General features: G+C 48.4%; 24 protein-coding genes. 7 read left to right on the top strand and 17 right to left on the bottom strand.

Going from position 1 to position 26,506, the window contains the following annotated elements; translation table 11 throughout:
* Window positions 1-63: 63 nt before the first annotated feature.
* Both LACSTY_RS00925 and LACSTY_RS00920 read right to left on the bottom strand, forming a co-directional pair.
* Window positions 64-531, bottom strand: a complete 468-nt coding sequence (locus LACSTY_RS00925) for a flavodoxin domain-containing protein (protein ID WP_025013494.1) — start codon at window positions 529-531, stop codon at window positions 64-66.
* Window positions 532-666: 135 nt separating this feature from the next.
* Window positions 667-972, bottom strand: a complete 306-nt coding sequence (locus LACSTY_RS00920; RefSeq protein WP_025013495.1) for a hypothetical protein — start codon at window positions 970-972, stop codon at window positions 667-669.
* Window positions 973-1,304: 332 nt separating this feature from the next.
* On the opposite strand from LACSTY_RS00920, the gene LACSTY_RS00915 reads away from it, so the two are divergent.
* Complete coding sequence (locus LACSTY_RS00915; protein WP_010489894.1) at window positions 1,305-1,511, top strand: LBP_cg2779 family protein; 207 nt, start codon at window positions 1,305-1,307, stop codon at window positions 1,509-1,511.
* A 76-nt stretch (window positions 1,512-1,587) separates the two neighbouring features.
* Here the strand turns inward: LACSTY_RS00915 and LACSTY_RS00910 are convergent, their stop codons facing one another.
* From LACSTY_RS00910 to nikB, 4 genes are all read right to left on the bottom strand, one after another.
* Window positions 1,588-3,315, bottom strand: coding sequence for an ABC transporter ATP-binding protein (locus tag LACSTY_RS00910; RefSeq protein ID WP_087911355.1), 1,728 nt, complete (start codon window positions 3,313-3,315; stop codon window positions 1,588-1,590).
* A 60-nt stretch (window positions 3,316-3,375) separates the two neighbouring features.
* Complete coding sequence (locus LACSTY_RS00905) at window positions 3,376-4,911, bottom strand: ABC transporter substrate-binding protein (protein WP_087911354.1); 1,536 nt, start codon at window positions 4,909-4,911, stop codon at window positions 3,376-3,378.
* A gap of 36 nt (window positions 4,912-4,947) precedes the next feature.
* Entirely contained in the window at window positions 4,948-5,871 is a 924-nt protein-coding gene (locus LACSTY_RS00900; protein ID WP_087911353.1) for an ABC transporter permease, read from the bottom strand.
* A 127-nt stretch (window positions 5,872-5,998) separates the two neighbouring features.
* Window positions 5,999-6,937 (bottom strand): nickel ABC transporter permease, encoded by a 939-nt coding sequence (gene nikB, locus LACSTY_RS00895; protein ID WP_087911352.1) that lies wholly within the window; start codon window positions 6,935-6,937, stop codon window positions 5,999-6,001.
* 222 nt (window positions 6,938-7,159) lie between these two features.
* On the opposite strand from nikB, the gene LACSTY_RS00890 reads away from it, so the two are divergent.
* Entirely contained in the window at window positions 7,160-8,785 is a 1,626-nt protein-coding gene (locus LACSTY_RS00890; RefSeq protein ID WP_087911351.1) for a gamma-glutamyltransferase family protein, read from the top strand.
* Window positions 8,786-8,994: 209 nt separating this feature from the next.
* Here LACSTY_RS00890 and LACSTY_RS00885 read toward each other — a convergent pair whose 3' ends face one another.
* From LACSTY_RS00885 to LACSTY_RS00865, 5 genes are all read right to left on the bottom strand, one after another.
* Window positions 8,995-9,369: a DUF1634 domain-containing protein gene (locus LACSTY_RS00885; RefSeq protein ID WP_087911349.1), complete on the bottom strand. Its 375-nt coding sequence runs from the start codon at window positions 9,367-9,369 to the stop codon at window positions 8,995-8,997.
* Window positions 9,369-10,211: a sulfite exporter TauE/SafE family protein gene (locus LACSTY_RS00880; protein ID WP_087911348.1), complete on the bottom strand. Its 843-nt coding sequence runs from the start codon at window positions 10,209-10,211 to the stop codon at window positions 9,369-9,371. The genes LACSTY_RS00885 and LACSTY_RS00880 overlap by 1 nt, the downstream gene beginning before the upstream one ends.
* A 145-nt stretch (window positions 10,212-10,356) precedes the next feature.
* On the bottom strand, window positions 10,357-11,673 hold the full coding sequence (locus tag LACSTY_RS00875; protein ID WP_087911347.1) for a TPM domain-containing protein: 1,317 nt from the start codon (window positions 11,671-11,673) through the stop codon (window positions 10,357-10,359).
* A 185-nt stretch (window positions 11,674-11,858) separates the two neighbouring features.
* Window positions 11,859-12,491 carry an LVIS_2131 family protein gene (locus LACSTY_RS00870; protein ID WP_049169060.1) on the bottom strand — a complete coding sequence of 211 codons (633 nt, stop codon included), beginning with the start codon at window positions 12,489-12,491 and terminating at the stop codon, window positions 11,859-11,861.
* Window positions 12,492-12,501: 10 nt separating this feature from the next.
* Window positions 12,502-13,863, bottom strand: coding sequence for an FAD-dependent oxidoreductase (locus LACSTY_RS00865; RefSeq protein ID WP_162494848.1), 1,362 nt, complete (start codon window positions 13,861-13,863; stop codon window positions 12,502-12,504).
* A 144-nt stretch (window positions 13,864-14,007) separates the two neighbouring features.
* On the opposite strand from LACSTY_RS00865, the gene LACSTY_RS00860 reads away from it, so the two are divergent.
* A complete protein-coding gene (locus LACSTY_RS00860; RefSeq protein ID WP_087911346.1) occupies window positions 14,008-15,858 on the top strand; it encodes an FAD/NAD(P)-binding protein in 1,851 nt (616 codons plus the stop codon).
* A gap of 150 nt (window positions 15,859-16,008) precedes the next feature.
* Here the strand turns inward: LACSTY_RS00860 and LACSTY_RS00855 are convergent, their stop codons facing one another.
* The 4 genes from LACSTY_RS00855 to LACSTY_RS00840 form a co-directional block, all read right to left on the bottom strand.
* Window positions 16,009-17,142 carry a baeRF6 domain-containing protein gene (locus tag LACSTY_RS00855; protein ID WP_087911345.1) on the bottom strand — a complete coding sequence of 378 codons (1,134 nt, stop codon included), beginning with the start codon at window positions 17,140-17,142 and terminating at the stop codon, window positions 16,009-16,011.
* A gap of 155 nt (window positions 17,143-17,297) precedes the next feature.
* A complete protein-coding gene (locus LACSTY_RS00850) occupies window positions 17,298-17,789 on the bottom strand; it encodes an NUDIX domain-containing protein (RefSeq protein WP_191981864.1) in 492 nt (163 codons plus the stop codon).
* An 81-nt stretch (window positions 17,790-17,870) separates the two neighbouring features.
* Window positions 17,871-19,490 (bottom strand): peptide ABC transporter substrate-binding protein, encoded by a 1,620-nt coding sequence (locus LACSTY_RS00845; protein ID WP_087911343.1) that lies wholly within the window; start codon window positions 19,488-19,490, stop codon window positions 17,871-17,873.
* A gap of 327 nt (window positions 19,491-19,817) precedes the next feature.
* Window positions 19,818-22,199 (bottom strand): phosphoketolase family protein, encoded by a 2,382-nt coding sequence (locus LACSTY_RS00840; protein ID WP_049169053.1) that lies wholly within the window; start codon window positions 22,197-22,199, stop codon window positions 19,818-19,820.
* 230 nt (window positions 22,200-22,429) lie between these two features.
* Here LACSTY_RS00840 and LACSTY_RS00835 point away from each other — a divergent pair, with 230 nt between their 5' ends.
* From LACSTY_RS00835 to LACSTY_RS00825, 3 genes are all read left to right on the top strand, one after another.
* Window positions 22,430-22,576 carry a hypothetical protein gene (locus LACSTY_RS00835; protein WP_087911342.1) on the top strand — a complete coding sequence of 49 codons (147 nt, stop codon included), beginning with the start codon at window positions 22,430-22,432 and terminating at the stop codon, window positions 22,574-22,576.
* A 25-nt stretch (window positions 22,577-22,601) separates the two neighbouring features.
* On the top strand, window positions 22,602-22,772 hold the full coding sequence (locus LACSTY_RS00830) for a hypothetical protein (RefSeq protein WP_164976626.1): 171 nt from the start codon (window positions 22,602-22,604) through the stop codon (window positions 22,770-22,772).
* 156 nt (window positions 22,773-22,928) lie between these two features.
* On the top strand, window positions 22,929-24,377 hold the full coding sequence (locus LACSTY_RS00825; RefSeq protein WP_087911341.1) for an MFS transporter: 1,449 nt from the start codon (window positions 22,929-22,931) through the stop codon (window positions 24,375-24,377).
* A gap of 87 nt (window positions 24,378-24,464) precedes the next feature.
* Here the strand turns inward: LACSTY_RS00825 and LACSTY_RS00820 are convergent, their stop codons facing one another.
* A complete protein-coding gene (locus LACSTY_RS00820) occupies window positions 24,465-24,761 on the bottom strand; it encodes a thiamine-binding protein (protein ID WP_010489927.1) in 297 nt (98 codons plus the stop codon).
* Window positions 24,762-24,793: 32 nt separating this feature from the next.
* Window positions 24,794-25,498: an endonuclease III domain-containing protein gene (locus tag LACSTY_RS00815; RefSeq protein ID WP_025013586.1), complete on the bottom strand. Its 705-nt coding sequence runs from the start codon at window positions 25,496-25,498 to the stop codon at window positions 24,794-24,796.
* Window positions 25,499-25,622: 124 nt separating this feature from the next.
* Between LACSTY_RS00815 and LACSTY_RS00810 the strand changes: the two genes are divergently transcribed.
* Window positions 25,623-26,444, top strand: coding sequence for a metallophosphoesterase family protein (locus LACSTY_RS00810; protein ID WP_087911340.1), 822 nt, complete (start codon window positions 25,623-25,625; stop codon window positions 26,442-26,444).
* Window positions 26,445-26,506 lie beyond the last annotated feature (62 nt).

Below are 26,506 nucleotides of genomic sequence, written 5' to 3'. Positions count from 1 at the left end.
CTTACATGCAGACTTCTGCGCCGGCAAACTCTTTGTGACTTCAGTATACCACGCTACCTCAGGTTACTTCTCACTTTGAAGCGCTTCTGCTTGCTTGATCAGACTCTGCGTAAACGCCGCAAACTGAGGCATTTCTTCCTGTTTAACGTTCAACGCAATTTTGACCGGCTCCGCGCCCTGAACCGCTCCGCTCGCTCTCAAAACCGCTTCAAATAACTCCGGAGCTGTATTGTAATCCTTGCCGTAATAAGGATCGCCGGTGCCAAGCACGCCAAAAACCAGCGGCTTCGCAGAAAAGTCCAGCTTGCTCAAATCCTCATAGAAATCCTGTGTCTCTTCCGGAATCACGCCGCCGGTCCAGGTATATGTCGCCAAAACCAACACATCATAGTCTTTAATCTTACTTGGATCCGTCTGAATCATTTCGCCAAGCGTGACATCCCAACCGTAATGTTCAAAAAACTGTTGCTCAACCCGCGCCATTCCTTTGGCATTGCCTGTGATTGATGCGTATAAAATGATCGCCTTCATCGTCCTCACCTCATTAAGTTCAGTATACTGATAACTTCGAGGTTGTAAAAGCTTACATGACTGATGAGATGCGATGTTTGGCTGTGACCACTCAAAAAGTCGCAGTATCACTCACACTGCGACTCCGCAACTCATTCAACTGGCCGTTTCAACGGTGCCTTCACCTTGAAGGATGAAATGAACAGCATCGGCAAGTTCGTTTTCTTTAAAAAACTTGATTTCTTGATGACCCGAAAAATCATCCACTTCGATAATCGGCTCAAATCCGTTGAAGCGCCGCAATTCTTGACGCAACCAGGCATCCCAGACTTGGGTTGCCAAGCCTTGATGCTGGCTTTGGTTTCGCCGAATGATGATATTCTTATTGTCCCAAATCCGCACCCGCAAATCACGGTCACTTTGACTAGCGGCTAGGTCTTGCAAGTAAGCATAGTGTTCCATAAGCTCACCTTACCTTTCAAATCAAGGCAATACTTACAACATCGGGCGACTGGCAGTCTTGTCCAAACGCCGCCAAATCAACTGTTTTACCATCGGGATGTTGGCGGTTCTGACACTTTCTTTTAGTACATCTTCATTATACAAACATTTGTTCGCTCTTGCAATCTTTAAGTTCACCCCCTGACTATTTTTCGAATATCATCCTGCACTCCGTCTTTGTAACCTGACATTTTCGCTAATGAATCATGACAAAGTTACGATTGAATGTCATACGTGCGCACCTTGACAAAAATCGTTATACTGTTAGTAAAGGCTCACGAGGAGGAATCGTTTTGGCTGAAAAAGATCAAATCAGTGCATTTTCACGGGAAATCATCGACTTCCAGCGCAAAAATCATCTAACGGACACGGAGATGGCGCTTAACAGCCATGTATCAGTGGAACATATTCACAACATCAAATCTATGCGTGAGATGCCGGATTCTTCCGTCGTCGCCACGCTGAAGGATTACATGGAACACAAACCGAACGGTAAGTAAGTTTAAGTTGGTCGCATGAAAAGCCCCGTCATCAAATTCAGCATTTGATGACGGGGCTTTTGTATATTCATATAACTCAAAAATTAACTACCAAATGCTGTGGTTCAACCTCATGCAACTCTGTGCTTGTGGGCCGCGGAATATGTTCTGCCAAGATCCGCTCATTTCGTTGACGGGCTGCAACCGCTGATTCCGGATTTGGCCGGGGGATTGCTGCTAGTAAACGTTTTGTGTAAGGATGCACTGGGTTCGTAAAAATCTGCTCAGTTGTTCCAGTTTCGACAATGGTGCCTAAGTACATAACCAAAATGCGATCACTAATTTCCCGAACAACACCCAAGTCGTGCGTAATGAAAAGATAGGTTAGCTTCAGCTTCTCTTGTAACTGCTTTAGTAAGTCTAGCACCTGCGCCTGAATTGAAACATCTAATGCTGATACCGCTTCGTCACAGACAACCAAACTCGGATCAAGCGCCAATGCCCGGGCAATGCCGATCCGTTGCCGCTGACCACCGGAAAATTCGGATGGATACCGATTCGCACTGGCCTCATCAAGGTCAACCGCTTGTAAAAGTTGCAACATCCGATGGTGGCGTGCTTGCGCATTCATTTGGTGATGGATAGCCATCACTTCTTCAATCGCATCCCCAATTTTTTGACGTGGATCCAGTGAGCCAAACGGATCCTGAAAAATCATTTGCATCTTGGCGATTAATGCGGCTTGACGATGATTGAATGGTGGCAATTCCTTGCCTGCATAAACCATCTTGCCAGCAGTCTTCTGCTCCAATCCTAAAATTGTTCTGCCCAACGTCGACTTTCCTGAGCCAGACTCGCCTACTAATCCTAATGTTTCACCGGGGTAAATATGAAAGCTGACGTCATTAACCGCTTTTAGTCCGGCAGCACGTTTTCGAAATAGCTGTTTCTTATCCTGATACACTTTCGTCAGATGTTGAACGGCCAACAATGGCTGTTTGTCGGTTACCTGTGAATGTTGCGCGATGTGGGGAGCGTCAACATCAGGAACCGCGGCAAGCAATTTTTTAGTATAGGCATTTTGCGGATGTTCAAAAATTGTTTGTGCAGTGCCTCGCTCAACAATTCGCCCTTGCTTCATGACAACCACATAATCGGCGATTTGTGCCACCACGCCCATGTCATGGGTAATGAAAAGAACACCCATCTCTTCTTGATCTTTTAATTTATTAATCAGCTCAAGAATTTGCGCCTGAATCGTAACATCTAAGGCAGTTGTCGGCTCATCAGCAATCAACAACTGCGGCTTGCAAGCAATGGCCATGGCAATCATCACTCGTTGTCGTTGTCCGCCGCTTAACTCATGCGGATACATCTGCAATTTTTTGGCAGGCTCAGGCATCTCAACTTGCTTCAACAATGCCAACGCCTGATCAAAAGCAGTTTTACGATCTACTGCTTGGTGGGCTTTAATGACATCCGTCAGCTGTTTGCCAATGCGTAACACCGGATTTAACGCCGTCATTGGTTCTTGAAAAATCATCGATAGTTGATCTCCGCGAAGTCGTCGCATGGCCTTGTCGCCTAGCTTCAGCAGATCCTGCTTTTCAAAACGAATCGAGCCACTGGCAACATGTCCGTTTTGTGGCAGAAGACCCATCACCGAAAACGAGGTAACACTCTTCCCAGAACCGGATTCACCAACGAGGCAAACCGTCTCATGTGGATGAACGGCTAAACTGATGTCGTGTAAAATTTGTTTAGTACCTTGGTCTGTTTCAAAATCAACATTCAGGTTTTGAACTGCTAAGACTGGTTCCACCATGACTGTCACCCTCCAACTGGTTTCTCTAAGATAGACATATTCAGCTTAACGGACTTTAGACTAATTGAAGTAAGCTCCGCCCAAGTACCACATGCCTGTTGGTAAGACAGTCACGCCTTTGAGATCCTTAGCTTGCGCAACTGCAACGGAATTGTGATCCATTACGATCCACGGTAAGTCTTTCATGGCGATCTTATTCGCAGCGCTCAAAGCCTTTTTACGTTCAGAAGTATTTAAAGTCTCTCGTGATTTCTCAACTTCGGCGTCAAATTGTTTGTTGCTGTACTTCATGTAATTAGAACTGCCGATATTCTTTGAATCAAGGTTAGGATAAAACAGTTCGCTTGCATCGCCTGTGCTGTTCGCCCATCCGGAGAAGGTCATCTCAAACTTTCCTGATGCTAGCGTTGTCAGATAGGTTGCCCACTCTTGTTTTTCAATTTTGACTTTGATGCCGGCTTTTGCCAGTTGCTGTTGAACGACTTGCGCCATTTGCACATATGCAGGTTGGTTACCAACTAGAATGGTATAAGTTTTCTTGTTAAAGCCGTTTGCCTTAACCAGTTCCTTCGCCTTTTTCAGGTTATAGGTTGTCGCAACTTTCTTGTCGTTCTTGTTATAGCCAAATAGCTCAGGCCCAATCAGGCTAGGATTATAGGTTCCTAAACCGTTTAACTGGGCGACATATGTTTTGGCGTTAATTGCATAAGCGGCAGCTTGTCGGAACTTCTTATTCTTACCTGGATTAGACTGCATATTAAAGCCAAAATATCGCATTGGCGTTCCGACTTTGTTTGTCAGCTTTACATTTGTCAGTGACTTGATTCGCGATAAGTAATCTGATGTCACATTGTCCAGTAACTGAATTTTGCCAGTTTGTAACATCGAAACTGCAGTGGCATAATCTGGAACGGTTTTAAACGTTACGCCAGCCAACTTCGGCTTTTTGCCCCAATAATCTGTATTGCGTACTAACTTAACACTATCGCCGGTTGTCCAGCTCTTAAACTTGAATGGTCCAGTGCCAACCGGATGTGTATTCAGCTTTCCTTTTTTATCAGCAGTTGGACTGACAATCGAAGCATTGGGATGGCTTAGCATCGCCAAAAATGGACCATACGGATATTTGGTCTTAATTTCAACAGTGCTGTCATTAACGACAGTTGTCGACGCAATCGGCTCGAGTAACGAGGCGCGCGGGGCGGCACGTTTAGGATCTTTCATTTGGTCAAACGTGTACTTCACTGCGGCAGCATTAAATGGCGTACCATCTTGAAATTTAATCCCTGTGCGTAAATGAATAATCCAGTCAGTGGCACTTTTACGCTCATAAGACTTCGCTAACCACGGTTTAGCTTTTAACGTCTTGGCATCTTGTCGAAAAAGTGTTTCATAGACTTGCTGAATGACGTTTGATGAAACTGTATCTGCCGTGGACAACGGTGATAACCCCTTAGGATCAGCCGTTGATCCATACACCAACGTGCGCCCAGCTGCTGCCGTCACGTTGGTTGGACCAGTCCCAAATGCAATCAATGTCGTCAATAAAGCGGTCAATACAGAAACTAAAAGCCATTTGCTTGTTTTTTTCGTCATGCACATTCCCTCCAACTTAACGCTCATCATCTCGACTTAGCGAATTTTAGCGTTTGGATCTAAGGCATCTCTCAAGCCGTCACCAAAAACATTAAACGAAAAGATCACTAGCATAATCGCAATCCCGGGAACCACTGCCACTTGCGGCGCATCCCACATAATCGACTGGCCCTCAGCAATCATGGCACCCCATTCAGGTGACGGTGGCTGAGCTCCCAAACCAATGAAACTGAGTGCTGCTGTTGATAGAATCGCTGAGCCTAGGCGCATCGTTGCATTCACAATGATTGGTGCCATGCAATTAGGCAGAATATGTTTAAAGATAATGCGTGGCGCGCGGGCACCTTCCGATTTTAGTGCGGTGATATATTCTTCGTTTTTAACAGCTAGGACACTGCCACGGACAATACGAGCAAAAGTGGGGATGGCCCAGATGCTGATAGCGATAACGATGTTCCCAATACCAGTCCCTAAAATGGCGATGATCAATAATGCCAACAAAATTCCGGGGAATGCGAAAAGAACATCCATGCACCGCATAATGAGACCATCCAGCCACTGAAAATAACCGGCGATCAAACCAAGCACAACACCAATACTGAGACCAATCGCTACAGCCGAAAAACCAACTCCCAAGGAAATACGTGCTCCATAAATCACGCGGGATAAAAGATCGCGCCCATAGTTATCTGTCCCTAGCAAATGACCCGGCGCCCCGATACCAAGATTCTTTCCGGTAATCAGATCTTGTTTGTAAGGACTGTCTGGCGCCAGCACAGGAGCAAAGATTGCTACTAAAATCATTAACGTAATGACAATTAGCCCGAATACAGCAAGTTTGTTGTGCAGTAATCTTTTAACGCGCAAAAACCGTGTCTCGGATTCTCTAGTCGCATGGGCTTTACTTTCACTTGTTGTAGCGACTGATTCACTTGATGCAGCTGAGATATTTCGTTCCATGTTCTACCTCCCTTGCCTGTTTGCTAGTTCGTTGCATTTAAAGCCGGAAGTTTGCAATAAGGTCGCTGTTAAAATGGCCTAAAGCATTGACTCCCCAGCTTCTGAACGCGTCGCCCTATGTTCTAGTTCAATAGTTAATTCTCGGATCAACCTTGGCGTAGATAATATCGACGACTAGATTGACCAGAACGAATATTGTAGCAATGAACAATACGGTCCCTTGTACGACCGGGAAATCGCGAGCTGAGATGGCATTGATCATCAATCGACCGACACCGTTGATGGTAAAGACTTGTTCAGTCACAATCGTTCCACCTAATAATGTGCCAAAGTTGATACCGATAACGGTAATAATCGGAATCAAGGCGTTACGAAATTCGTGGGTTAAGATGATTTTCCAAGGCCGCAAACCTGCTGCTTTTGCTGTCCGCACATAATCTTGCTGCAGCACTTCAAGCATGGTAGCTCGTGTCGTGCGTGCGATTAAGGCAGCCGAGCCTGCACTCAGCGCAATCGCTGGTAATATTAATTCTTTTAGACCAGCGACCGTATACCAATGCATCGACATGCCGCCAATCGGCAACGCGTGCAACATCACGGCGAAAATCAAAATCAGCATTGTTCCTAACCAAAAATTAGGAATGGACACACCGAGCAGCGATAATGTCGTGCTTGTAAAATCAATCCATGTATTGTGTTTAATGGCGGCAACAATCCCCAGTGGAATGCCGATTATCAATGCCAGCACCATGCTGGCTGTTGCTAATTTAATCGTTGTTGGGAGGCGACTAAGAATAGCTTGGGTTACCGGCTGGGATGTTTGATATGACGTGCCGAGATTGCCGTGCAAGACTTTGCCAATCCAGTCAAGATATTGCACCACAATCGGCTTGTCTAACCCCAAACTCCTATGTAACGCAGCGATATCGCTTTTAGTTGCCGCCGGTCCGGCCATGATTCGCGCCGGATCGCCGGGCGCTAGGTGCATGCTGAAGAAAACAATGAACGATACACCGATTAATAACAGTACAAGTTGCAGCATCCGTTTCAAAATGAAGTGACCCATGCGCTTGCCTCCTCGTATAAAAATAATAATAGCTTTATTAAAATTGAATGTTAGAATTAGATTGTCTTAATGTCAATAACCAAAACAAAAAATGTTAAAAAGTGACCCGTGACTTGACACACCTTCATCACTGGTACAACAAGCATTTAACATTAGATTTAGATTGTGATATTCTGTGACCTATATTTCACATTACATATTCGACACAAACGAGGCGATTCGATGTCCTTTTTCACGAACCCTAACAATCCTTACCCGCGTTCGCGCAAGTCAGTCTATGCTAAGTACGGCATAGTGGGTACTAGCCAGCCGTTAGCTGCTCAAGCCGGTTTGCGAGTTCTGCAACAAGGCGGCAATGCGGTTGATGCAGCCATAGCGACCGCTGCCTGTCTGACCGTTGTCGAGCCCACCACCAATGGCATTGGCAGTGATGCGTTTGCGATTATCAGTATCAATGGCCAGCAATATGGGATCAATGGCAGCGGACCGGCGCCGCAAAGTCTCAAAGTTGCAGATCTTCAAGCTGCTGGTTTAACTGAAATGCCTAAATTTGGCTGGACCTCTATTGATGTTCCCGGTGCACCCGCAGCTTGGGCAGCGATGGTTGAACGGTTTGGCCAGCTTTCCCTGGCTGAGGACTTAGCGCCAGCCATCACTTATGCATGCGATGGCTATCCTGTGTCACAAACCATCGCTTATTTCTGGGAACGTGCCGCGCAAAATTATCGGCAAGCACAAAAAGAGGCAACTAATCCGGCGATTTTCGACGAATGGTTCAAAACCTTTTGTCCAAATGGTCATGCGCCGCGAACCGGGGAAGTTTGGCAATCTGCGGAACAGGCCGATACCCTGACACGCATTGGCCAAACACAGGCACGTGATTTCTATGAAGGAACGCTGGCCAAAAAAATCGTTGCGGCTGCGGCACAGAATGGTGGCTATTTAACGGCCGAAGATTTAGCGGCGTATCAGCCGGCTTGGGTGACGCCGCTAAAGCTCCACTATCATGGCTATGACGTGTTGGAACTGCCCCCTAACAGTCAAGGTGTGGTGGCGTTAGAAGCATTAGGATTATTGCAGGGTTGGCATTTTACCAACCGGGATTCATTTGACACCGTCCACCACCAGATTGAAGCGATTAAGTTAGCCTTTGCCGACTTCTTTAAGTTTGCTGGCGACCCGCAAGCCATGCAGCTTAATCCGAATCAGTTGCTTGCATCGGACTATCTCGCTAGTCGCAGCGCACTGATTGGTGAATCGGCCCGACCGCCTGAAGCTGGTGACCCGCAAAGTGGCGGGACCGTTTATCTGGCAACTGCCGATCGGGATGGTAATATGGTGTCCATGATTCAAAGCAACTACATGGGCTTCGGCTCAGGTGTCGTGGTTCCCGGCACAGGCATCGCCTTGAACAACCGTGGTAACAACTTTTCCTTCGATCCCGCGTCACCCAATGTCCTTGAAGGTGGTAAACGCCCGATCAACACCATCATCCCGGGCTTTTTAACCAAAAACGGGACCCCGATCGGACCTTTTGGCGTGATGGGTGGTTTCATGCAGCCACAAGGGCACCTGCAGGTTTTAATGAACACTATCGACTTTGGCCTTGACCCGCAAGCCGCGTTAGATGCCCCGCGCTGGCAATGGATGCACGATCAAACTGTCCAAGTCGAACGTGAAGTACCAGCTGTGACGGTAAATCGACTTGTTGCCGCCGGACATCATATTGTCGTTCAGTCTGAACCCAACGTTTTTGGCCGCGGGCAGGTCATCTGGCGCAATCCTGAAACCCAAACTTATGTTGGCGGGTCCGAATCGCGAACAGACGGCGCCATGGCAGTTTGGTAACGCAAAAAGAGGAACTCCGAATCACAGAAAACTATCTGTGATCGGGAATTCCTCTTTTTTATGTGAGCGTGAGCCAGCCCGGTTAGAAACCGGAGTATAAGCGGCCTCAGGCGTGATGGCACGGTCTTGGCCATTGCGTCTGAGGTCCTTACACGCAGGTTTCTGGGCTGGCGAACGTGTTATGGTGAACGCGTTATATCGCAACCTACTTAACGATTGCCCAAATACCCAATCGTCATCGCACCGATTAAGATAATCAGCACGGCAGTCGTAATCCATACATACAGGTGGTCATGCTCCACAGCAAACGCATAAATCGATACCACGACCCGCAAAACCGGGGTCAAAATAAGCAAGAAAATGCCTGTCATCAACACGGCGTAAGGCTTTAAGGCGAAGGTTCCGCCCAAAATAGCGCCAACCCGCGTCGGGTGAACGCCTGCCGGATACCCGGTCGACCCGGTCACAATAAGCAAAATCAGCCCCAAAACAATGACCACCGCCGACAAAATGACGCCAACTTGCATGACCTTGCCGATCATAATTTCGACATCATCAATTTCGGTTTTAAGTTTCTTATCCATCAAATCGACACCCCAAATCCTTTAAGCGCCATTTGAATGCCCATATAGCCAATAACCGGAATGAAGATCATGCGCAAAACCTTGGTCGGCAGAATCTGCATCACGCGGGAACCGACCGTCGCGCCAATGAGAATCCCGATGGCCAGTGGTGCAGCAATTTGCGGCTGCAGTTGCCCGCCAAAATAATAAACCGTCGCACTGGCCGCCGCGGTGACCCCCATCATGAGGTTGCTAGTCGCACTGGAAGGCTTCAACGGCATGTGCATAATCGTATCCATCGCGATCACCTTAAACGCGCCACTGCCGATCCCTAACAGACCGGAGGCAATTCCGGCGCCAAACATCATTGCAAAGCCGCCTGGCACGTTGGTCACCGTATAATTGACTTCTTTACCGGTGGCCTTGTCAAAATAAGCCCCGTTCAAGCGCAACTTGGTCGCAATCTCATCCGGTGTCGTCTGGCGCGCTTCGTCTTCTTTCATGCGCATTTTGCGAATCATATTGAACGCTGAAAAAATCAATAACGCGCCGAATAAAATGTACAGCACTTTGCCGTCCACAAGTCCGGTAACAATCGCGCCCAAAACCGCGCCGACCGTCGTGGCAATTTCCAAAAACATCGCCACGCGCAAGTTCAGCATTTCATCTTTAAGATACGCAATCGTCGCACCTGAACTCGTGGCAATGACGGAGACGATACTGGCACCGATCGCATACTGAATCGGTAACCCCATTAACATCGTCAGAATCGGCGTGATAATCATCCCACCGCCAATACCAAGCACTGCACCAAGAATGCCGCCAAGCAAACCGGTGCCCATTAACAATAGTAGTTGCTCCATTTATCTAGCCCCGTTTTCATGCGTTAACCAATGGCAGTTAAAACCACACACCATTTTGTTTGTATTTTCTAATGTTAGCCCACGTGATATGTGATTTTCAAGCTATTTTCAAAAAGCGGGTCGCCACACTTCACCGATTCATCAGTCACCAGCTGCCGCCAAAACCACCGCCGCCACTGGATCCGCCACCAAAACCGCTGCCGAAACTGTCGGATCCGCCACTTCCGCCACTACTGCTGGATCCAGAGCCAAAATCAGACATCACCCACAGCGGTAAGTCATCTTGATCTAAGTGCTGATCCTTGTCTGGATGACGGATATGGAAAAGTATGGCCGAAAACGTTGCTGCCAAAGTTTTATCCGAAAAATGATCCGTTGCTTTCACGTTTTCAAGAAACTTCGTCCATGTTGTGGCGGCTTCCTGACTGGAGATGCTTTTTTGCCCGCTGAGCCATGTTGCATATGCCGTTTCGTATGGCTTGCCTGTTACCAACCGATCCGTTAAGGCCGGATTCAGCAAATCAGCCAGTGCCGTTATCGTGGGCGCGTTGACGATTTCTTGATCTGACAATTCCCGGAGTGCCCCTTGAAGATTGTGGTAGTACCAATATGGATGCGGCGTCGTGAACCGAATCTCCTGCGCCCAGGATTCAAACCGTCGGCGCGTTAGCCCAGCCATTCCGATCACGCGTAATTGGTCATGCGCCCAAGCAAAGCGAAATAACGGCAAGGAAGCTGAATCTACCCGCAACTTAATGCCAGCAGCTGTCACCGCGGCATAAATCGGCAAAGCTGCCATCGCCCCGGGGTCGCTCATCGCGTCATGCAACCGCGCATTCATGGCAGCATGCACCAAAAAGAAAAGAACCATTAATCCGCCCAAAATCAGTGCGGCAATCATCAGTGCCTGCTTGATTGCCGCAGCACGCGCGCGTTTGGCCTTAATTTGAGTTGGCGTTGTAATCGCACTTTGATGAGCAACGACTCGCTTCCCGATATTCGTCAAAAACATCGCAATGGCGCGATCGTAATTTTCGGCCTTGAGCTGGTTTTTAACGCTGTCTGTCACAATCTCGTCGGCGCTGCCATCTGGTACGACGTCTTCTAGACCATATCCGACTTCCAGCCAATACTTGTGATCATTGCGGGACAGCACCAACAATAGCCCATTTTCCCAGTCTTTTTTGCCAACGCCGGCCTTCGCAAACTGGTCATTGGCATAATCTTCGATGTCATCATCATCCAGCGATGCCACTGTTATGACCGCTATTTGCGGATGCCCTTTAACCTTGGCAAACGTTTGGTCATTTAGCTGGTTTAAAACCCGGCGACTCTCAGGCCCCATCATCGCCCCTTGATCGCGATACCATTTACCTGAACTCGCCTGAACCGGTTGCAGTGTACCAGCGCAGAGTCCCAGCAATAACAATAGAGGTACCAACCACCAGCTGTGCCGATGCATCCCCTCGCCTCCTTCATTTAATCGGGTTGTGAATGGTTTCATCATACCATGTGCTGAATGCCGAACCTTTATTTAAACTGCACATTTTAGACGACTTTTAATCAGCCAATAAAGAGACAAAAAAATCGCTTAATACATCACTGTGCACTAAACGATTTTAAGTACGATATGGTAATGTGTCCGCCTTAATCCTCGACCGGATCAATCTCGACAAACGTATCATTGGGAACCCGCAGAATCGAGAACCGATCAGCAATATGGCCCACGTGCATGCCCAAGCCGTTCAGAAAGCCCGGTTGGTAGCGTGCCGTCACCGTCGCCACATAGGCCTGATCTGCAGTTTGATCAAGTCGCTTTAGATACTTTTTCGACCACGGATAAGCGGCAGCTCGCGGCGTTAAGGGTTGAGCGCCTGAGCTGACTTCCGCGTTATGACTATTGTTTTCATACTTCGCGCCTTCCGTCCAGTAAGTGTAGTAGAGGATCGGGTTTTTACCGTTACCAGTGTGGACACGAACGTAGAAGGAATGCTCGTCGCCTGTTTGTAAGATCAGCGGTTGCGCGCTATGGCTGATGGTGACGGCGTGACTGTCGCGGTAATCGATAGGCCGCAACCAGCTTGCCCATACCAACCCGGCCGTCGCCAGGAATAGCACGGCTACTTCCGCAAGATCAACCAGCACCACCGAAGCCGGCACTTGGCGACCGGATTTGACGATCGCTTTAATATGTCGCCGGCGAATGTGCCAGACGATGAAGATGAAGTAGGCAATTAAGATCACCCACGCTGACAGTCCGATAAGATTCCACGCGTTCATAATTTTCCCCCTACAACTTTGCGTTATCTGCCTGCATCACTGCTAACTGGCCTAATAAATTGAGATAATGCCATGGTTTATCATAATTCGGATTAAACAACATATCGACATAGGCCAGCTGATCAATCGTATTGCGATTTTGAATCATGACCGAAATCAGATTCGCCGCATTGGCAATGTCATATTGACTATAAAACTGCGCCCCTAGAATCCGGCGGTCACGAGTATCGTAAACCAGCACCATCGTAATCTTGACCGTATGCGGCATGAATGGCGGTCGAAAATCATCCGTCATGGTCACACTGACTGCCGGCAGATGATTGCGCTTGGCGTGGGCAAGTGTGAGTCCGGTAACCGCCAGACTATGATCATACAATTTTAACGCACTGGTCGCCTGTGTTCCCATATATTTGATATTCTGGCCAAAAATATTGGCACCGGCCATTTTCCCTTGGCGAACGGCATTCGTTGCCAACGGCGCATAAGCGTCTTTACCGGTCGGGTTAAAATGAACGGCAACAGCATCACCAGCAGCATAAATATCCGGATTGCTGGTTTGCATATAATCATTCACATGAATCGCACCATCCGGATTCATCTCAACTTGTCCGACCAGCAATTCGGTCATCGGACGAAAACCGACGCAGACCACCGCCAAATCGGCCTGAATCTCTCCTTGATCCGTCTGAATGAAGACATGCTTTTCATCACTGTCAAAATGTCTGGCAATCGTGTTGGTCTTGAGTTCAACGCCGCGTTTCGTCAACACCGAAGCAATTTCCTTACTGAGTGGCAAGTCAACATAGTGGCTCAACAACGGCGACACGCCATTTATCAAAATGACCTGTTTGTGGTTGCGGCTATAGGCCTCGGCCAATTCAACGCCGATATACCCACCGCCAACAATGGCAATTTTATCGGCATCTTTGGCGCTCTCTTTAATCTTGCGCGCATCATCATAACTTTTGCACATCAAGACGCGCGGAATACTGACACCGGAAATCGGTGGGATCACCGGGTAACTGCCCGTGGTCATAATGAGCTTGTCATACTGATAATGTTGCTGCTGGCCGGTCGCCAGATCCTCAGCCACGACCTGATGATCAACTGCATCGATCGATAAAACGTCATGCTTTAAATGAACGTGCACCTTGGGACCAAGTGCTTCAAGCGAAGCCGGAGTGGCATAAAACATATCTTCCAGTCGTCCAACTGTTCCTTCAAGGTACAAAGCAATGCCACAAGAAAGAAAGGAGATGTCTTCGCGACGTTCAAAAACATCCACTTCCGTTTCCGGGTGTCTCGTTAAAAGTTCGCGCACTGCCGCAGTTCCTGCATGCGTACAGCCCACAACGACAACTTTCATCAGCATCTGCCTTCCCTTCTAGATTATCAATACAAACATTATGACACGAAAAGGCCGAAACCTAAAGCAAGTCGCTAACGGCTTTGAGACGCTTCCAAGTATAATAGCTGTGTTGCTTCTTAATTGGTCAATTCATAAAAGGAGTCTAATATGCATATCACACTTATCGGTGCCGGACCGCGTGGCTTACTGCTTTTAAGTCGGCTGCTTAGTTGGCAACCGACCCGCTATCCCAAGCGCCGGCTTAATATCGTACTGGTCGACCCTTATCCAATTGGCGGCCGGGTATGGAAAATCAATCAGGATCCTGATTTAATTATGAACACCGCTGCTTCGCAAATTACCTTATTTACGGATCAGAGCGTCACTGACGTTGGACCATTTATCACCGGACCCGATCTAAGCACTTGGGCACTGACAGTCGCAGCTGGCTATCTGGATGCCCACCCTGAATTGGATAATCGGGCAATTTTGTTACGCCAAGCTGCCAGTCTTGGACCCAACAGCTACGCGTCCCGCGCGCTTTACGGCGTGTATCAGCAGTGGTTCTTCGACTTGCTACGCACCCAAGCCGGCCAAAATACGATCACCTACAAACAACAAACAGTAACCCGCTTAGATCAAAAAGATCCCGGATTCACCATCACAACCAACCAGGAAAGCTGGCAAACCGACCAAGTTGTCATGGCACTGGGAAATTTAAAAAACTCATTGACGCGTGATCAAAAGGCTTTACACGACTACGCCAAAACGCACAAACTATTTTATCTGGAACCGGGCTTTCCGGAAGAAGGCGACCTCAGCAACATCGAACCACAAGCTCCAGTCATCGTTCGGGGTCTCGGTTTGAGCTTTTTTGATTTAATGAGTCGATTAACAGAAGGCCGCGGCGGGCGGTTTCAGAAAACCGCAGACGGCTTGCTCGCCTATCATCCAAGTGGTCGCGAGCCGCACATCTTCGCTGGCTCGCGGCGCGGTTTTCCATATCGTGCTAAAGGCCACAATCAAAAAGGTCCAGGCGAAGAATGGCAGCCGCAATTTCTGACGCCTGAGCAAATCAATGCCTGGCAGGCCCGCGGTGAAGTGAGCGGCCAGACTTTCTGGGAAGGGTTAAAGCATGAAGCTGAGTTGATTTACTATCGTCTCCTTTTGCCGCAACGCTACCCTGACATTGACGAGACCGCGTTTGAACGTGATTTTCTCGCGGATCCGGTTGCGACTTTAGGCGCCTTACCGATCGCCGCCAAAGATCGCCTCGATTGGGATGTGCTCGCTGATCCGACCAAAGCCCATCCCAGTGGCCAGCCTTATCAAGACTTCATGCGGCATTATCTCCGGCAAGATGCCCGCGAGGCGATGCGCGGCACGAAAACCGGCCCGTTGACCAGTGCACTGGAGGTCTTACGCGACATGCGCGATCCCATTCGCCAATTTGTCGAACGCGGCCTCTTTAGTCAGGACCAGTATCTCGACTTCTTCTTGCGCTGGTTCAACTCACTGAACGATTTTCTGTCGATCGGACCACCGGCTCTGCGCATTGATCAACTGCAGGCCTTAATCGGCGCAGGTATCGTCACAATCTTACCGCCCGGCATGCAAATTAAAGGCATCGACGGTCAATTCCTTTTGAAAACACCAAGTGATCCAAAATTCTCCTTGCAAGCCAAAGCCTTGCTCGAAGCACGGGTTCCAGCCGTCAATGCTCCAACCGCACAAGATCCACTCGTTAAACAACTGCTGCATGACGGCTATGCGCATCCTTATGAGTTGCAACTCAATGCCGACAAACGTTTCCAGTCAGGCGCGATCGCCATCGACAGGCGGACCCAGCAATTGCTCGACGCCAATGAACAGCCCCAAGCCGGCCTCTTCTTCTGGGGTGTCCCAACGGAAGGCGTCCATTGGCTCACCACCGCCAGCCCACGCCCGCTCGTCAACGATGTGAGTTTGAAAACCGCGGAGCAGATTGTGAAGGCGATTTTTGCTGGTGCGGGTTCGTGACTATAGGCGAAAACGACTGTCACCAGTTCGAAAGGCAACTTTAAATAGCCATCCACAAACAACCGAAAGGCAAGTGAATTCCCGCACTTGGGGACTCACTTGCCTTTTTAATAAATCACGATAATGTTCCGCGTCTTTCCCGAAACAAACTCAAGCGTAACGCATTATTGCTCCGACCTTAGCCGGCAGTTGTTCCTCTGGCAATACCACGACCTGCCCGCCATGGCCTAACACGATATCGGCCAATGTGTTTAACAAGTTGGCATGCTGAGCAACTTTTGAGTCACGCTCGATTCGTTCACCATCAAGTCGGGCATGAATTCGAGCGCCCGCTTGAACAAACAGCATGGCAAGTTGTCCGCGCAATGCTGCCGTGACAATGGTTGTCAGCTCCTCAGTGTAGCTGTCATTGCTGCGGGCTTTTTCGATGATCGCTGCAAAGCGCTGACGTCGCCGATCGCGTAATGTTTCGCGGATCGGGGCCAGTAGATCATCCAATTCGACAAAATCAAGCGTTGCCGGACTTTTCATCACCGCAAGCTTTGGCAACAAATGATGGTTCTTGGAAATCTCCCGAAAAACCGCCACATTTTCGGCTAAGCCCATCAGGACAAGCGGCATTTTGTTCGGATTGCTATAATGCGCGAGCAAATATTGATCGACTGCCTGATAAAAGCGGCGTTGATCACTGGCCTTTTCGGCGGACTTGTCATTGTGGCCGTGGTACGTCACATGGCCGCCACCTTGAGGCACACTGTTTAACTCGCCGCCACGAATTTCGGTGCCCAGCGTCCCTGTCAACGTCTGGGGCGCATCATCTGGCAAGGACACCGGCCGCACCTGATGGCCGTGGTTATGATAAAGCTTGATGCTGTCGGCATTAAGCGCCAGAATATCGAAATCTGTCGCGGTCGCCTCATCCAGCATCAACGGCAGAATCTGTGGCAACTCGGTGACCATCGCCACATCATCAACGGTTTCATACATTGGGGTAACATACGTTTGCGCGCCGTTCGTCAACACCCCTATACCATTCGTCTCGCACGTCTGCCAAAACATCGGATCCTGTTCATACGGTTCAAGCTCAGCAGCGTATGGCGCGAAATCCGTCTTCGGATAGGTTTCGCCCATCACCGCTTTGACATGTTTCATCATATTCTTGAACCGAATCCGTAATTCCTCAACCGGTGTGTTGTCCGGCCAAGATAGATACAGTGATACATAAGGGCCTTGCTTCGTGTCTGCTAAAAACTGCTGCAACGTCGGTCTAGTCGTCATATCCATAAAAATGCAACTCCCTTCCGGCCTGTAGCCTACCTTTAGCGTATCAAGGTTAGCAGGTAAAGGCAAAGTAAGCACCTCTAATTAGACATTTTATAATTGATGCTGCTTGTAAAGCTGGCCGGTGAAGCTTGTGCCATAAGAAAAGTGACACTGTGTCACCCTTTGTGATGATCAACAAGATGCAAAAACATCTCACTAGGCCGCATAAATTCAGCCAAAGCATGCGGCCGCATTCGCCGAGACGCCTCTGAAAATGACAGCCATTGACCCTTCAAGCCTTCTTGCCAAACGATGGCTTCAGCCTGCGCTGACGACAATTCAAGTCGATGCACCAGTATTAACTGCTGATAAGTTTGCTCCGGTTGTTCCCAAAATGATTCAAGTACGCCCACCAGAAACGGCTGCACATCTTTCAGCCGCAGCTCCTCATAAACTTCGCGACCAGCAGCCTCTGCAGCTGTCTCGCCAAATTTCACGGCACCACCGGGGACAATCGCAAAACCGCTCGTCGCTTCAAGCGTCACCAAAACCTGATCGTCGTGAATTAATAAAACCGCAGCCCGGACATCAAACTTGGCATGGGGGTTTAGTTGAAACCGAAGATCATCCTTTTCTTGAACCAAAACATCGCCCTCCTCTATGACCATCAACGCAACAAACACAAACAAAACGTTCCTGTTCACGGCTATTAACCACAAACGGGAACGTTTTGATCAAAAATGTTGAAACTACTTCGCCATATACGCCCCAACAAAGTTATACATGTTGGCCGGACTGAAGGTTTCGCCTTTCAGTTTCGGATTGCGTAAATGTCCTTGAACGGTTTGATACAGGGTTGCGACTGGTGCTTCCTTGGAGAGCAGAACCTGTGCCTTCAGGAGATCATCATAGCGCTTGGTCTCATTGTTGGCATCGGCGTTCTTGGAAGCCTTGAGCAGATCATCGTATTCCTTGTTTGACCAGTGGCTGAAGTTATAGGTGTTGCCTGTTGAATAGAGATCCAGGAAGGAAATTGGATCCGGGAAGTCACCTTGCCAGCCGGAAAGGATGAACTGTGCGCTGCCATCCAATGACCGTTGGATCCGGGTCTTAAATGGTACGGAAGAAATCGATACCTTCATACCTGGCAATTGTTCCAAAGCTGATTGCAGATATTCGCCGGTCTTCTTGGCAACATCCGTGTCGTCTGTTGTCAGCGTAACTTGTTCGCCGGTTTTACCGACTTCTTTCAAGCCTTCAGCCCATAGCTTCTTGGCCTGTTTGAGGTCATACTTCTGAACGGTTTCGGATTCTTTGGCCGCATCCTTGGCAAAGTCTTCGCCAGTCTTAGGGTTGCTGCCTGAGTTTTCCGGTGTGATGGTTGGGATACCGAATGAGCCATCGCCGATAACCTTATCAGCAAGCTCTTTCCGGTTAATCGCCATGGAAACTGCCTGACGCAATTTCGTGTTCTTGAAATCAGGAACCTTGTCTTCGTTCATATCAAGGTAAGTGGTACGGCCCTGTTTGTCACCGACATAATCCTTGTCATTTTTATGCTGCTTGGCAATTTCACCGGTTAGAACAGCATCGTCAAGTTTCTTGGTTGAGTACAGATTCGCGGCTGTGTTAGAATCCTTGACCACCTGAACGTGGATCTTCTTTAACTTAACTTCCTTCGCGTTCCAGTAAGAATCGTTCTTCACTTCATCCCATGAGTTACCGGTACCATTCCAGTTAGTCAACTTAAATGGTCCATTAAAGACAAGGTACTTACTTTGCGTCCCGAACTTCTTGCCATACTTTTCAACTGTCTTTTGGTTCAGCGGGAAGAAGACCGGATTGACCATCATCGTGCCAAAGTAAGGTATTGGATGATCCAGGGTCACGACAAGTTTGTAATTGCCTTCAGCTTTGACACCCAGTGTTGAAGGTGCCTTTTTGCCCGCCGTGATGTCGTCAGCATTCTTAATGCCAGAGAACAGATAAGCATATTCTGACTTGGTCTTAGGATCGGTCGCGCGCCGCCAAGCAAACACGAAATCCTTGGCTGTCACGGGATCGCCGTTACTCCACTTGGTTTTACGTAAATTAAATGTATACGTCAAACCATTGTTAGTCGGCTTCACCACTTTGGTTGCGACCGCGGCCTGAAGTTTCTTACCCTTGTACCGGTATAAACCATCACCGGTATCGACTGCCGCCTGCCCACTGACAACGTCCGTAATATGGGCATTGTCCATCGTGGAGATGACATCTTTCTCCATTCGATTAAAAGTGTCTGAGCTGCTGCTCTTGCTGCCACACGCAGCCAAAAGAACGGTTGAAGCAAAGATCATGGCTCCTGCAACTAATCGTTTAACTTTCATTTACTCACCCTCAAAATGATATTGCATTAAGAGTATATTAGATTTCAGGGAAAGTAAAGTGATTTTTTACAGATATTACACAACTTCTTGCCATTTGTTTCACGGTTTTGTCACTTATCGCGTCAATTCGTAGCTGGCATAGTCGCATAAATGCTGATGCAGCGGAAATGTATGCGGTTACACATTTTTGTTGGATTAACGCCAACGTCTTGGTTTTCAAAATGGCGGAATTTTCACGTATATCCCAACCAAAAAAATCGACCTCCAGTTGCGGAGATCGATTTTCGTCATGTTCATCTGTTAATGTCAAACAACGCTTAGACCTGATTACTTAATCGGCTTCCAAGTCCATTCCTGCACTTCAGGGATATCTTCCCCGTTTGCACGGATGAAGTCATGGTGGTATTGCAACGTGTCATCCATCTTCTGAATGAAGGCTGCAGCCTTTTCAGCATATGCCGGCACATGCTGAATAACATCCTTGGCCAAGTGGAAGCGGTCAAGTTCGTTCAGAACCCGCATGTCAAATGGTGTCGTGATGTCGCCTTCTTCACGATAACCATGAATCAGCACATTGCGATTCTGGCGGGTGAAGAAGATATCGCGAATCAAGCCTTCAAAGCCATGATAAGCAAAGAGAATCGGCTTGTCGGTGGTGAAGTAGCTGTTGAATTCGGCATCACTTAAACCACGTGGATCGATTTCCGGACTACGCAACTTCAGAAGATCCAAAACATTAATGAAGCGAATCTTCAAATCCGGGAAGGCATCATGCAACAAGTTGATCGCTGCCAAGCTTTCCATGTTCGGCTCGGTACCCGCTGCAGCCATCACAACATCCGGTTCAACGCCGTCGTCATTGGAAGCCCAATCGATGCGTTTAAGCCCGGCATTGGCCAAAACGGTTGCTTCATCAATACTGTAGAACTGTGGCCGTGGCTGCTTGGAAGTAATCAGCACATTGACCGTGTTTTGTGAGCCAAACAGTTTTGGTGAGATCGCCAACAAGCTATTCGCATCCGCTGGCAGATATTCGCGGATATATTCAGGCTTCTTTTCCGCCATGTGGGTCAAAATGCCTGGATCCTGATGGGTGTAACCGTTGTGATCTTGCTGGAATGAGGTCGAAGTTGAGACCACATTCAGACTCGGGTAAGCCTTGTGCCATGGTTCTTCATGAGCCTTGCGAATCCACTTGAAGTGCTGGGTGAGCATGGAATCGACAACCCGCAAGAAGGCTTCGTAACTGGTGAACAAGCCATGACGGCCGGTCAGCGTGTAGCCTTCATTGAAGCCTTCTGACTGATGTTCGGACAGCTGTGAATCAATGATCCGACCAGCTGGTGCCAGGTATTGGTCAGCCGGTTCCTTGATTGGTTCCAGCCATTGCCGGTTGGTCACTTCAAACAAGCTATAAAGCCGGTTACTCATGGTTTCATCAGGGCCAAAAATGCGGAAGTTATGCGGATTCAATTTAATCAAATCACGCAGATAATCGGACCAGACAATCATGTCCTGCTTGATCTGCTTGCCATGCTCTTTGTTGTCCAGCGCATACTTGCGATAATCTGGCAGAACCAATGGCTTTGGATCAATGCCGCCATTGGTAATCGGGTTGGCGGCCATCCGTTGGTCACCCTTTGGCGGCAAGGCAGCCAATTCCGGAATCAACTTGCCATTTTCGTCAAACAGTTTGTCCGGATGATAGGACTTCAGCCAGCCTGCCAAAGAATCCGCATGCTCCATGTCTTCGGCATCAACCGGGATCGGAATCTGGTGCGCACGGAAGGAGCCTTCAATCGGTTCGCCATTCCAACTCTTAGGACCGGTCCAGCCTTTTGGTGAGCGGAAAATAATCACTGGCCAATGTGGCATGGTGGTGTCGCCGGTTTCACGGGCGTGCTTTTGAATTGCCTTAATTGTTTCAATCGCATCATCCATGACCTTGGCCATTTCCGGATTCAGCTTGGTTGGATCGTCGCCTTCAACAAAGTATGGCTTCCAGCCCATGCCCTCAAAGTACTTGGTCAGATCTTCATCCGACTTCCGGGAGAGGATCGTCGGGTTAGAAATTTTGAACCCGTTCATATGAACGATTGGCAAAATCGCGCCATCGCTAATCGGATTGATGAAGGTATTGCTAAACCATGAAGCTGCCAATGGGCCGGTTTCCGTTTCGCCATCGCCGGTCACAACCGCCGCAATGACATCAGGATTATCTAGAACCGCACCGGTTGCGTGACTCAACGCATAGCCTAACTCCCCGCCTTCATGAATCGAACCCGGCGTCTGGGCACTGGCGTGTGACGCCACGCCACCTGGCCATGAGAATTGCGTAAACAGGCGCTTCATGCCTTCTTTATCCTGTGAAATCCGCGGATAAATTTCCGAATATGACCCGTCCAGATAAGAATTGGAAACCATGACCTGACCACCATGACCCGGACCCTCAATGTAGAACATGTTGAGGTCGTACTTATTAATGACCCGGTTCAAATGGGTGTAAATGAAGTTTTGACCGGCAATCGTGCCCCAGTGACCGATCGGATGCGGCTTCACATCTTCACTTTTGAGTGGCCGTTCCAGCAACGGATTGTCCTTCAAATAGAGCTGGCCAACCGACACGTAATTAGCAGCTTGCCAGTATTCTGTCATTCGGTCGAAGTATTCCTTGGATGAGTAATCAACAGTCTTAACTTTTGTATCCATGCTCATACCTACTTTCGGTTTTAATGAGTTCAGTATAACACAGATTGACGAAAAAGCACTTATTTTGACTTAAATTCGCTTAAATTGCCTTAATCTTAATTTGGTTAATTTTTATGAACGCCAATCTGGCAAGCTGCTTCTCGATAATGACGCGTTTCAAGGCAAAGTGATGGTAAAATAAAGTTGGATTCAAGGTTTGACGATCTGGAGGCACGCGAAGGAGGAAGCCTATGAAAAACCATTTTTTGAAAACTTTTGTGGCCATCGCGGCAGTCGGTGTGGCAGCTTACTGCTTGAAGCGTTTCAGTGACGAGCTTGTTGTCTACGTCTCACCCGACAAAGACGCCGGTGACAAGGATGATTGGACAGACTTTTAAGGCTAATGCCTAGGGGGCGATTGTTTTGTCACTATCACAAATTGATTGGCTGCTGCTGTTCTTCGCGTTGGTTGGTGCGCTTAGTTTGATCCTATTTGATCAGGTTCTGGCAGCCGCCGTGATTATCATTTTAATGGCAGGTGCGATTGTGGTGGATCGTCACATGCCACGTCATCCACGACGGCCTGCATTGTAAAAAGTTAAGACGACCGTCCGCTAGAAAATGGTGGGCGGTCTTTTTATAGTAGTTGCTCAATTGAAGCAATGTGCACGACATCCCCCTTCCTCCGTTATCTAATACTAAAAGTCTTGACCCCAATTGGTACAATGTAAGTACTAAGGGGATGCAAACATGGCGACAACAACGAAACCTCAAGGCCGCGGCCTGGTGATGGCAGCGGTTTTTATTGCAACGTTTATGACTTCGGTTGAAGTGACGATTGTGACAACTGCTTTACCTGCAATTATTAGTGACTTGCATGGGCTGGCTTATCAAAGCTGGATCATGAGCGCTTACCTGCTGACGACAGCCATTACCACGCCGATTTACGGAAAATTGGCAGATGCGATCGGCCGCCGGGGGATTTTCCAGTGGGGCGTTGTGCTGTTCACAGTCGGCACCTTGCTGAGCGGCTTGGCACCGCATATTTTATTGCTTATTTTAGCCCGTGCTTTGCAGGGGATTGGCGCTGGGGCGGTGATGCCGCTGACGTTTACCATCATTGCCGACTACTATGATTTCGCTCACCGTGCGAACGTGATGGCGCTTAATAATACAGCATGGGGTCTGTCTGCTTTGGTTGGACCGCTTATTGGGGGCTTTTTGGTCGATCAGTTGTCATGGCACTGGGTTTTCTTCGTGAACGTGCCATTAGGTATGCTGGTCTTCTTCCTCATTCAGGTCGGGTACCGCGAACCCAGCCGCAAGCAAGTGTCATTAACGATTGACTGGCTAGGCATTGCTTGGCTAGCGGTTACGTTAATCGCCCTGCTGTTAGGTATTCAGGCACTTGATCAACAGCCCTGGCTAGCAGCACTTTTGTTAGTCCTGGCATGTGTGGGTGGGTATCTTCTGTTCCGGCAAGAACAACGGGCAACCGATCCGTTAATTGCACCGCAAATGTTTCAGAGCTTTACCTTCACCGTACAGATTTTGACAGCATTATTGCTTAGTGGTGTCTTAATCGGTTATCAGGTTTACTTCCCGATTTGGTTGCAATCGTTGTACCATTTAGGCGCAACTGCAGCCGGGCTGGTGGTGACATCTAGTTCCGTTTTATGGCTGGCATCATCTTTTCTAGTCGGTCCCTTGATTAAAAGATTTGTACCGCGAACCTTGTCGTTAATGCTCGTCTTCATTCTGACATGCGCCTATTTACTGCTCACGGTTGCTTCGCCGAATTTTCCGGTATGGGCTTTTTACGTGATTGCCATGGTTAATGGAACGGTGATGGGGATTATCATCAGCATGAACACTGTCCTTAGCCAACATCTTGTGCCAGATCGTTACGTCGGGTCGGCTACCAGTATTTTGACGCTAGGGCGCTCGCTGGGACAGACGGTGATGACTGGCGTATATGGAGCCGTGCTGACTTTGGTGATTCGGGCGAACCTGCATGGGCTTTCTTTCAAAACCGTCAATGCGGCAATCAGCGCCAAATCAACCACCTCAGTTCACAATCCGCAAGCAGCCGCCGCGATTCTCACGGGTCTGCATGGTGTTTTCATGATGGTCGTCGTGATGATGGTACTCGTCTTGATCATTAATTGGCGTGATCCTAATCGCGACATTATTCAGTAGCTAACGAAAATGCGCTAACGGATCCCAGCAATTGGCTGAAATCCGTTAGCGCTTTTGTCAGGCAGGAGTGCTGACTGCATGACATGCTTAATGTTTGAATTTATCAACCTTATCGGCAATCGTTAAGCCGGTATCCTCGGGAAAATAATTGATCTTGGCATACACCATTTGGGACGTGCCGCCAGCTTTAGCCGTGACCACGGGGATCTGCTTCAAAATAGCCATTAGCTGATCGTAATCGCCTTCCATGGTCGTTTCAAACGCGCTGACCTCGTAATTGACACCGGTTGATTGAATATAGGCAATCACCGCGTCAACAACCTCCAGCACTTTCTTTTGATCCGGATACATTGGCAAAACCTGTACCGCAATACTTGCATTCATGACCTTCGTCCTCCTATTCACTCGTTTGACGATTATTCAGCATGACGCCACTTACCACTGCCAGGGTCATCGTGCGGCGGTTCAACCTGAGTCGCTTCCGGTGGCCACTGATCTTCGGTTAGATTCGGTTGGAGTAAAAAGTGGTCGTCATAGGCATGCCGCACTTGCGTCTTCCCGTGCTCGTCGATCAGCGCATGCCATTCGCGCGCGTCATCCAGATTGATATCCGCCAGCAACGGTGCGAAATCGGCCTGCATTTTAGCGTAATTCGTGTACGGGCCAAACCCCAGCCGATTAAATAGCCGCATTGCATAAGTGTCCGCAACAAATGTCTTCTTGCCAAACGTGTACATTAGCATCACGTCAGCCGTTTCATTACCGATGCCGTTTAACGCCAGCAAGGTTTTTCGCAGCTGATCGGTCGGTTTTTTGGCAATTTCGGTAAAACTGCCGCCTTGGGCCACGAACCACACTAACAAATCATGAATGCGTTGCGCCTTTTGCCGATAAAAGCCCGCTGGCCGGACGAGTTCTTCAAGTTCGGCCTGCGACAATGCCAAAAGTCGCTCAACACTCATATATGGCCGCAAGTTATGAACAGCCTGTGCGACATTCTTGGAGCTCGTTCGTTGAATCAGAATCATCATCAGCCAATCTTCCAACGAATTTTGTTGCCACCAGTACTGTTTGCCATAATGTTGGCTCAAGTTATGCATGACAATCAGCCGTTTATCCATCTTTTCACCCCTAACCATTTATTAATATCGCACAATCGGCAAAAAATAAAGTAAACTGTACGTAACGGTTATTTTAATCAGACCATAATCGCTCACGCAGGAAGACGTTGAGGAGGCGATTGCGATGACCATGATTGTTGTTTCGGATATTCATGGCAACTTAAAGACAATGGATCGAGTCCGTTTGATGCAGGAAAAGTACCCGCATGTACTGACGGTCTATCTTGGTGACTACATAGATGGCTATCCTTATGGCGGCCGCGTCTTGGCTCAGATTCATGAACAGGTTCAGGATAGTCAGGCGATCGCAGTGCGGGGCAACCATGATCAGATGCTCTTAGACTACCTGGCTGATAAAGATAATCCTTGGTTTATCAATGGCGGTAAAGCAACGTTGCGCCAAATGGTCAAGGATTTTGCGCCGACTGTCAAAGGAATGAGTCTTCGTGAAGCGGTGCGCACACATATGGCACCGTTAATCTCATTTATCGCGGAGATGCCAACCGCCATTGCTTTTGATAAGCTTTTGCTCATTCACGCTGGCCTAGACTTTTCGCTGGCAGACCCGTTAAAGGAAACAACGCCGTTTAACCGGATGTGGGTACGTGAACCTTATATCTATGATATGAAGCAAACCCAAAGTCGTAAACACCCGATTTTTGCGCATAACCTGCTTAATAAAACCATGATTACGGGTCACACGCCGACCGCGCTGATTTATGGCGAATATGAGGATCAGGTTAAGCCGCCGATCGCCGAAACCACTTTTACCGGGGGTTATCCAAAGTGTCCTGTCAAGGTTATCCAATATCCAGGCGAATCGCCGCGTTACTTTATTGATGGCGGTAATCACATGGGCTTCAAAGCCAATTACGGTAATATCTGCGTTTTTGACGAAACAAAGGGCGTCATGATTGACTCGGATCAAGGGATTAATGCTGAATGAACTTGTTAGCTAGCAAACGCCACAGAAGTCTTGCTAACCCCAAGAGTATAAAAAAGATGCAA

It is taken from the genome of Lacticaseibacillus styriensis (assembly GCF_030770295.1).
Classification (GTDB): Bacteria; Bacillota; Bacilli; order Lactobacillales; family Lactobacillaceae; genus Lacticaseibacillus; species Lacticaseibacillus casei.
Note: the sequence above shows the minus strand (reverse complement) of the source record. Positions and strands in the feature narration are given on the sequence as shown.

Coding starts and splice junctions, on each gene's coding strand:
- LACSTY_RS00925 (WP_025013494.1), bottom strand. CDS start 531: ATGAAGGCGATCATTTTATACGCATCAATCACAGGCAATGCCAAAGGA.
- LACSTY_RS00920 (WP_025013495.1), bottom strand. CDS start 972: ATGGAACACTATGCTTACTTGCAAGACCTAGCCGCTAGTCAAAGTGAC.
- LACSTY_RS00910 (WP_087911355.1), bottom strand. CDS start 3,315: ATGGTGGAACCAGTCTTAGCAGTTCAAAACCTGAATGTTGATTTTGAA.
- LACSTY_RS00905 (WP_087911354.1), bottom strand. CDS start 4,911: ATGACGAAAAAAACAAGCAAATGGCTTTTAGTTTCTGTATTGACCGCT.
- LACSTY_RS00900 (WP_087911353.1), bottom strand. CDS start 5,871: ATGGAACGAAATATCTCAGCTGCATCAAGTGAATCAGTCGCTACAACA.
- nikB (WP_087911352.1), bottom strand. CDS start 6,937: ATGGGTCACTTCATTTTGAAACGGATGCTGCAACTTGTACTGTTATTA.
- LACSTY_RS00890 (WP_087911351.1), top strand. CDS start 7,160: ATGTCCTTTTTCACGAACCCTAACAATCCTTACCCGCGTTCGCGCAAG.
- LACSTY_RS00885 (WP_087911349.1), bottom strand. CDS start 9,369: ATGGATAAGAAACTTAAAACCGAAATTGATGATGTCGAAATTATGATC.
- LACSTY_RS00880 (WP_087911348.1), bottom strand. CDS start 10,211: ATGGAGCAACTACTATTGTTAATGGGCACCGGTTTGCTTGGCGGCATT.
- LACSTY_RS00875 (WP_087911347.1), bottom strand. CDS start 11,673: ATGCATCGGCACAGCTGGTGGTTGGTACCTCTATTGTTATTGCTGGGA.
- LACSTY_RS00870 (WP_049169060.1), bottom strand. CDS start 12,491: ATGAACGCGTGGAATCTTATCGGACTGTCAGCGTGGGTGATCTTAATT.
- LACSTY_RS00865 (WP_162494848.1), bottom strand. CDS start 13,863: ATGCTGATGAAAGTTGTCGTTGTGGGCTGTACGCATGCAGGAACTGCG.
- LACSTY_RS00860 (WP_087911346.1), top strand. CDS start 14,008: ATGCATATCACACTTATCGGTGCCGGACCGCGTGGCTTACTGCTTTTA.
- LACSTY_RS00855 (WP_087911345.1), bottom strand. CDS start 17,142: ATGGATATGACGACTAGACCGACGTTGCAGCAGTTTTTAGCAGACACG.
- LACSTY_RS00850 (WP_191981864.1), bottom strand. CDS start 17,789: ATGGTCATAGAGGAGGGCGATGTTTTGGTTCAAGAAAAGGATGATCTT.
- LACSTY_RS00845 (WP_087911343.1), bottom strand. CDS start 19,490: ATGAAAGTTAAACGATTAGTTGCAGGAGCCATGATCTTTGCTTCAACC.
- LACSTY_RS00840 (WP_049169053.1), bottom strand. CDS start 22,199: ATGGATACAAAAGTTAAGACTGTTGATTACTCATCCAAGGAATACTTC.
- LACSTY_RS00835 (WP_087911342.1), top strand. CDS start 22,430: ATGAAAAACCATTTTTTGAAAACTTTTGTGGCCATCGCGGCAGTCGGT.
- LACSTY_RS00825 (WP_087911341.1), top strand. CDS start 22,929: ATGGCGACAACAACGAAACCTCAAGGCCGCGGCCTGGTGATGGCAGCG.
- LACSTY_RS00820 (WP_010489927.1), bottom strand. CDS start 24,761: ATGAATGCAAGTATTGCGGTACAGGTTTTGCCAATGTATCCGGATCAA.
- LACSTY_RS00815 (WP_025013586.1), bottom strand. CDS start 25,498: ATGGATAAACGGCTGATTGTCATGCATAACTTGAGCCAACATTATGGC.
- LACSTY_RS00810 (WP_087911340.1), top strand. CDS start 25,623: ATGACCATGATTGTTGTTTCGGATATTCATGGCAACTTAAAGACAATG.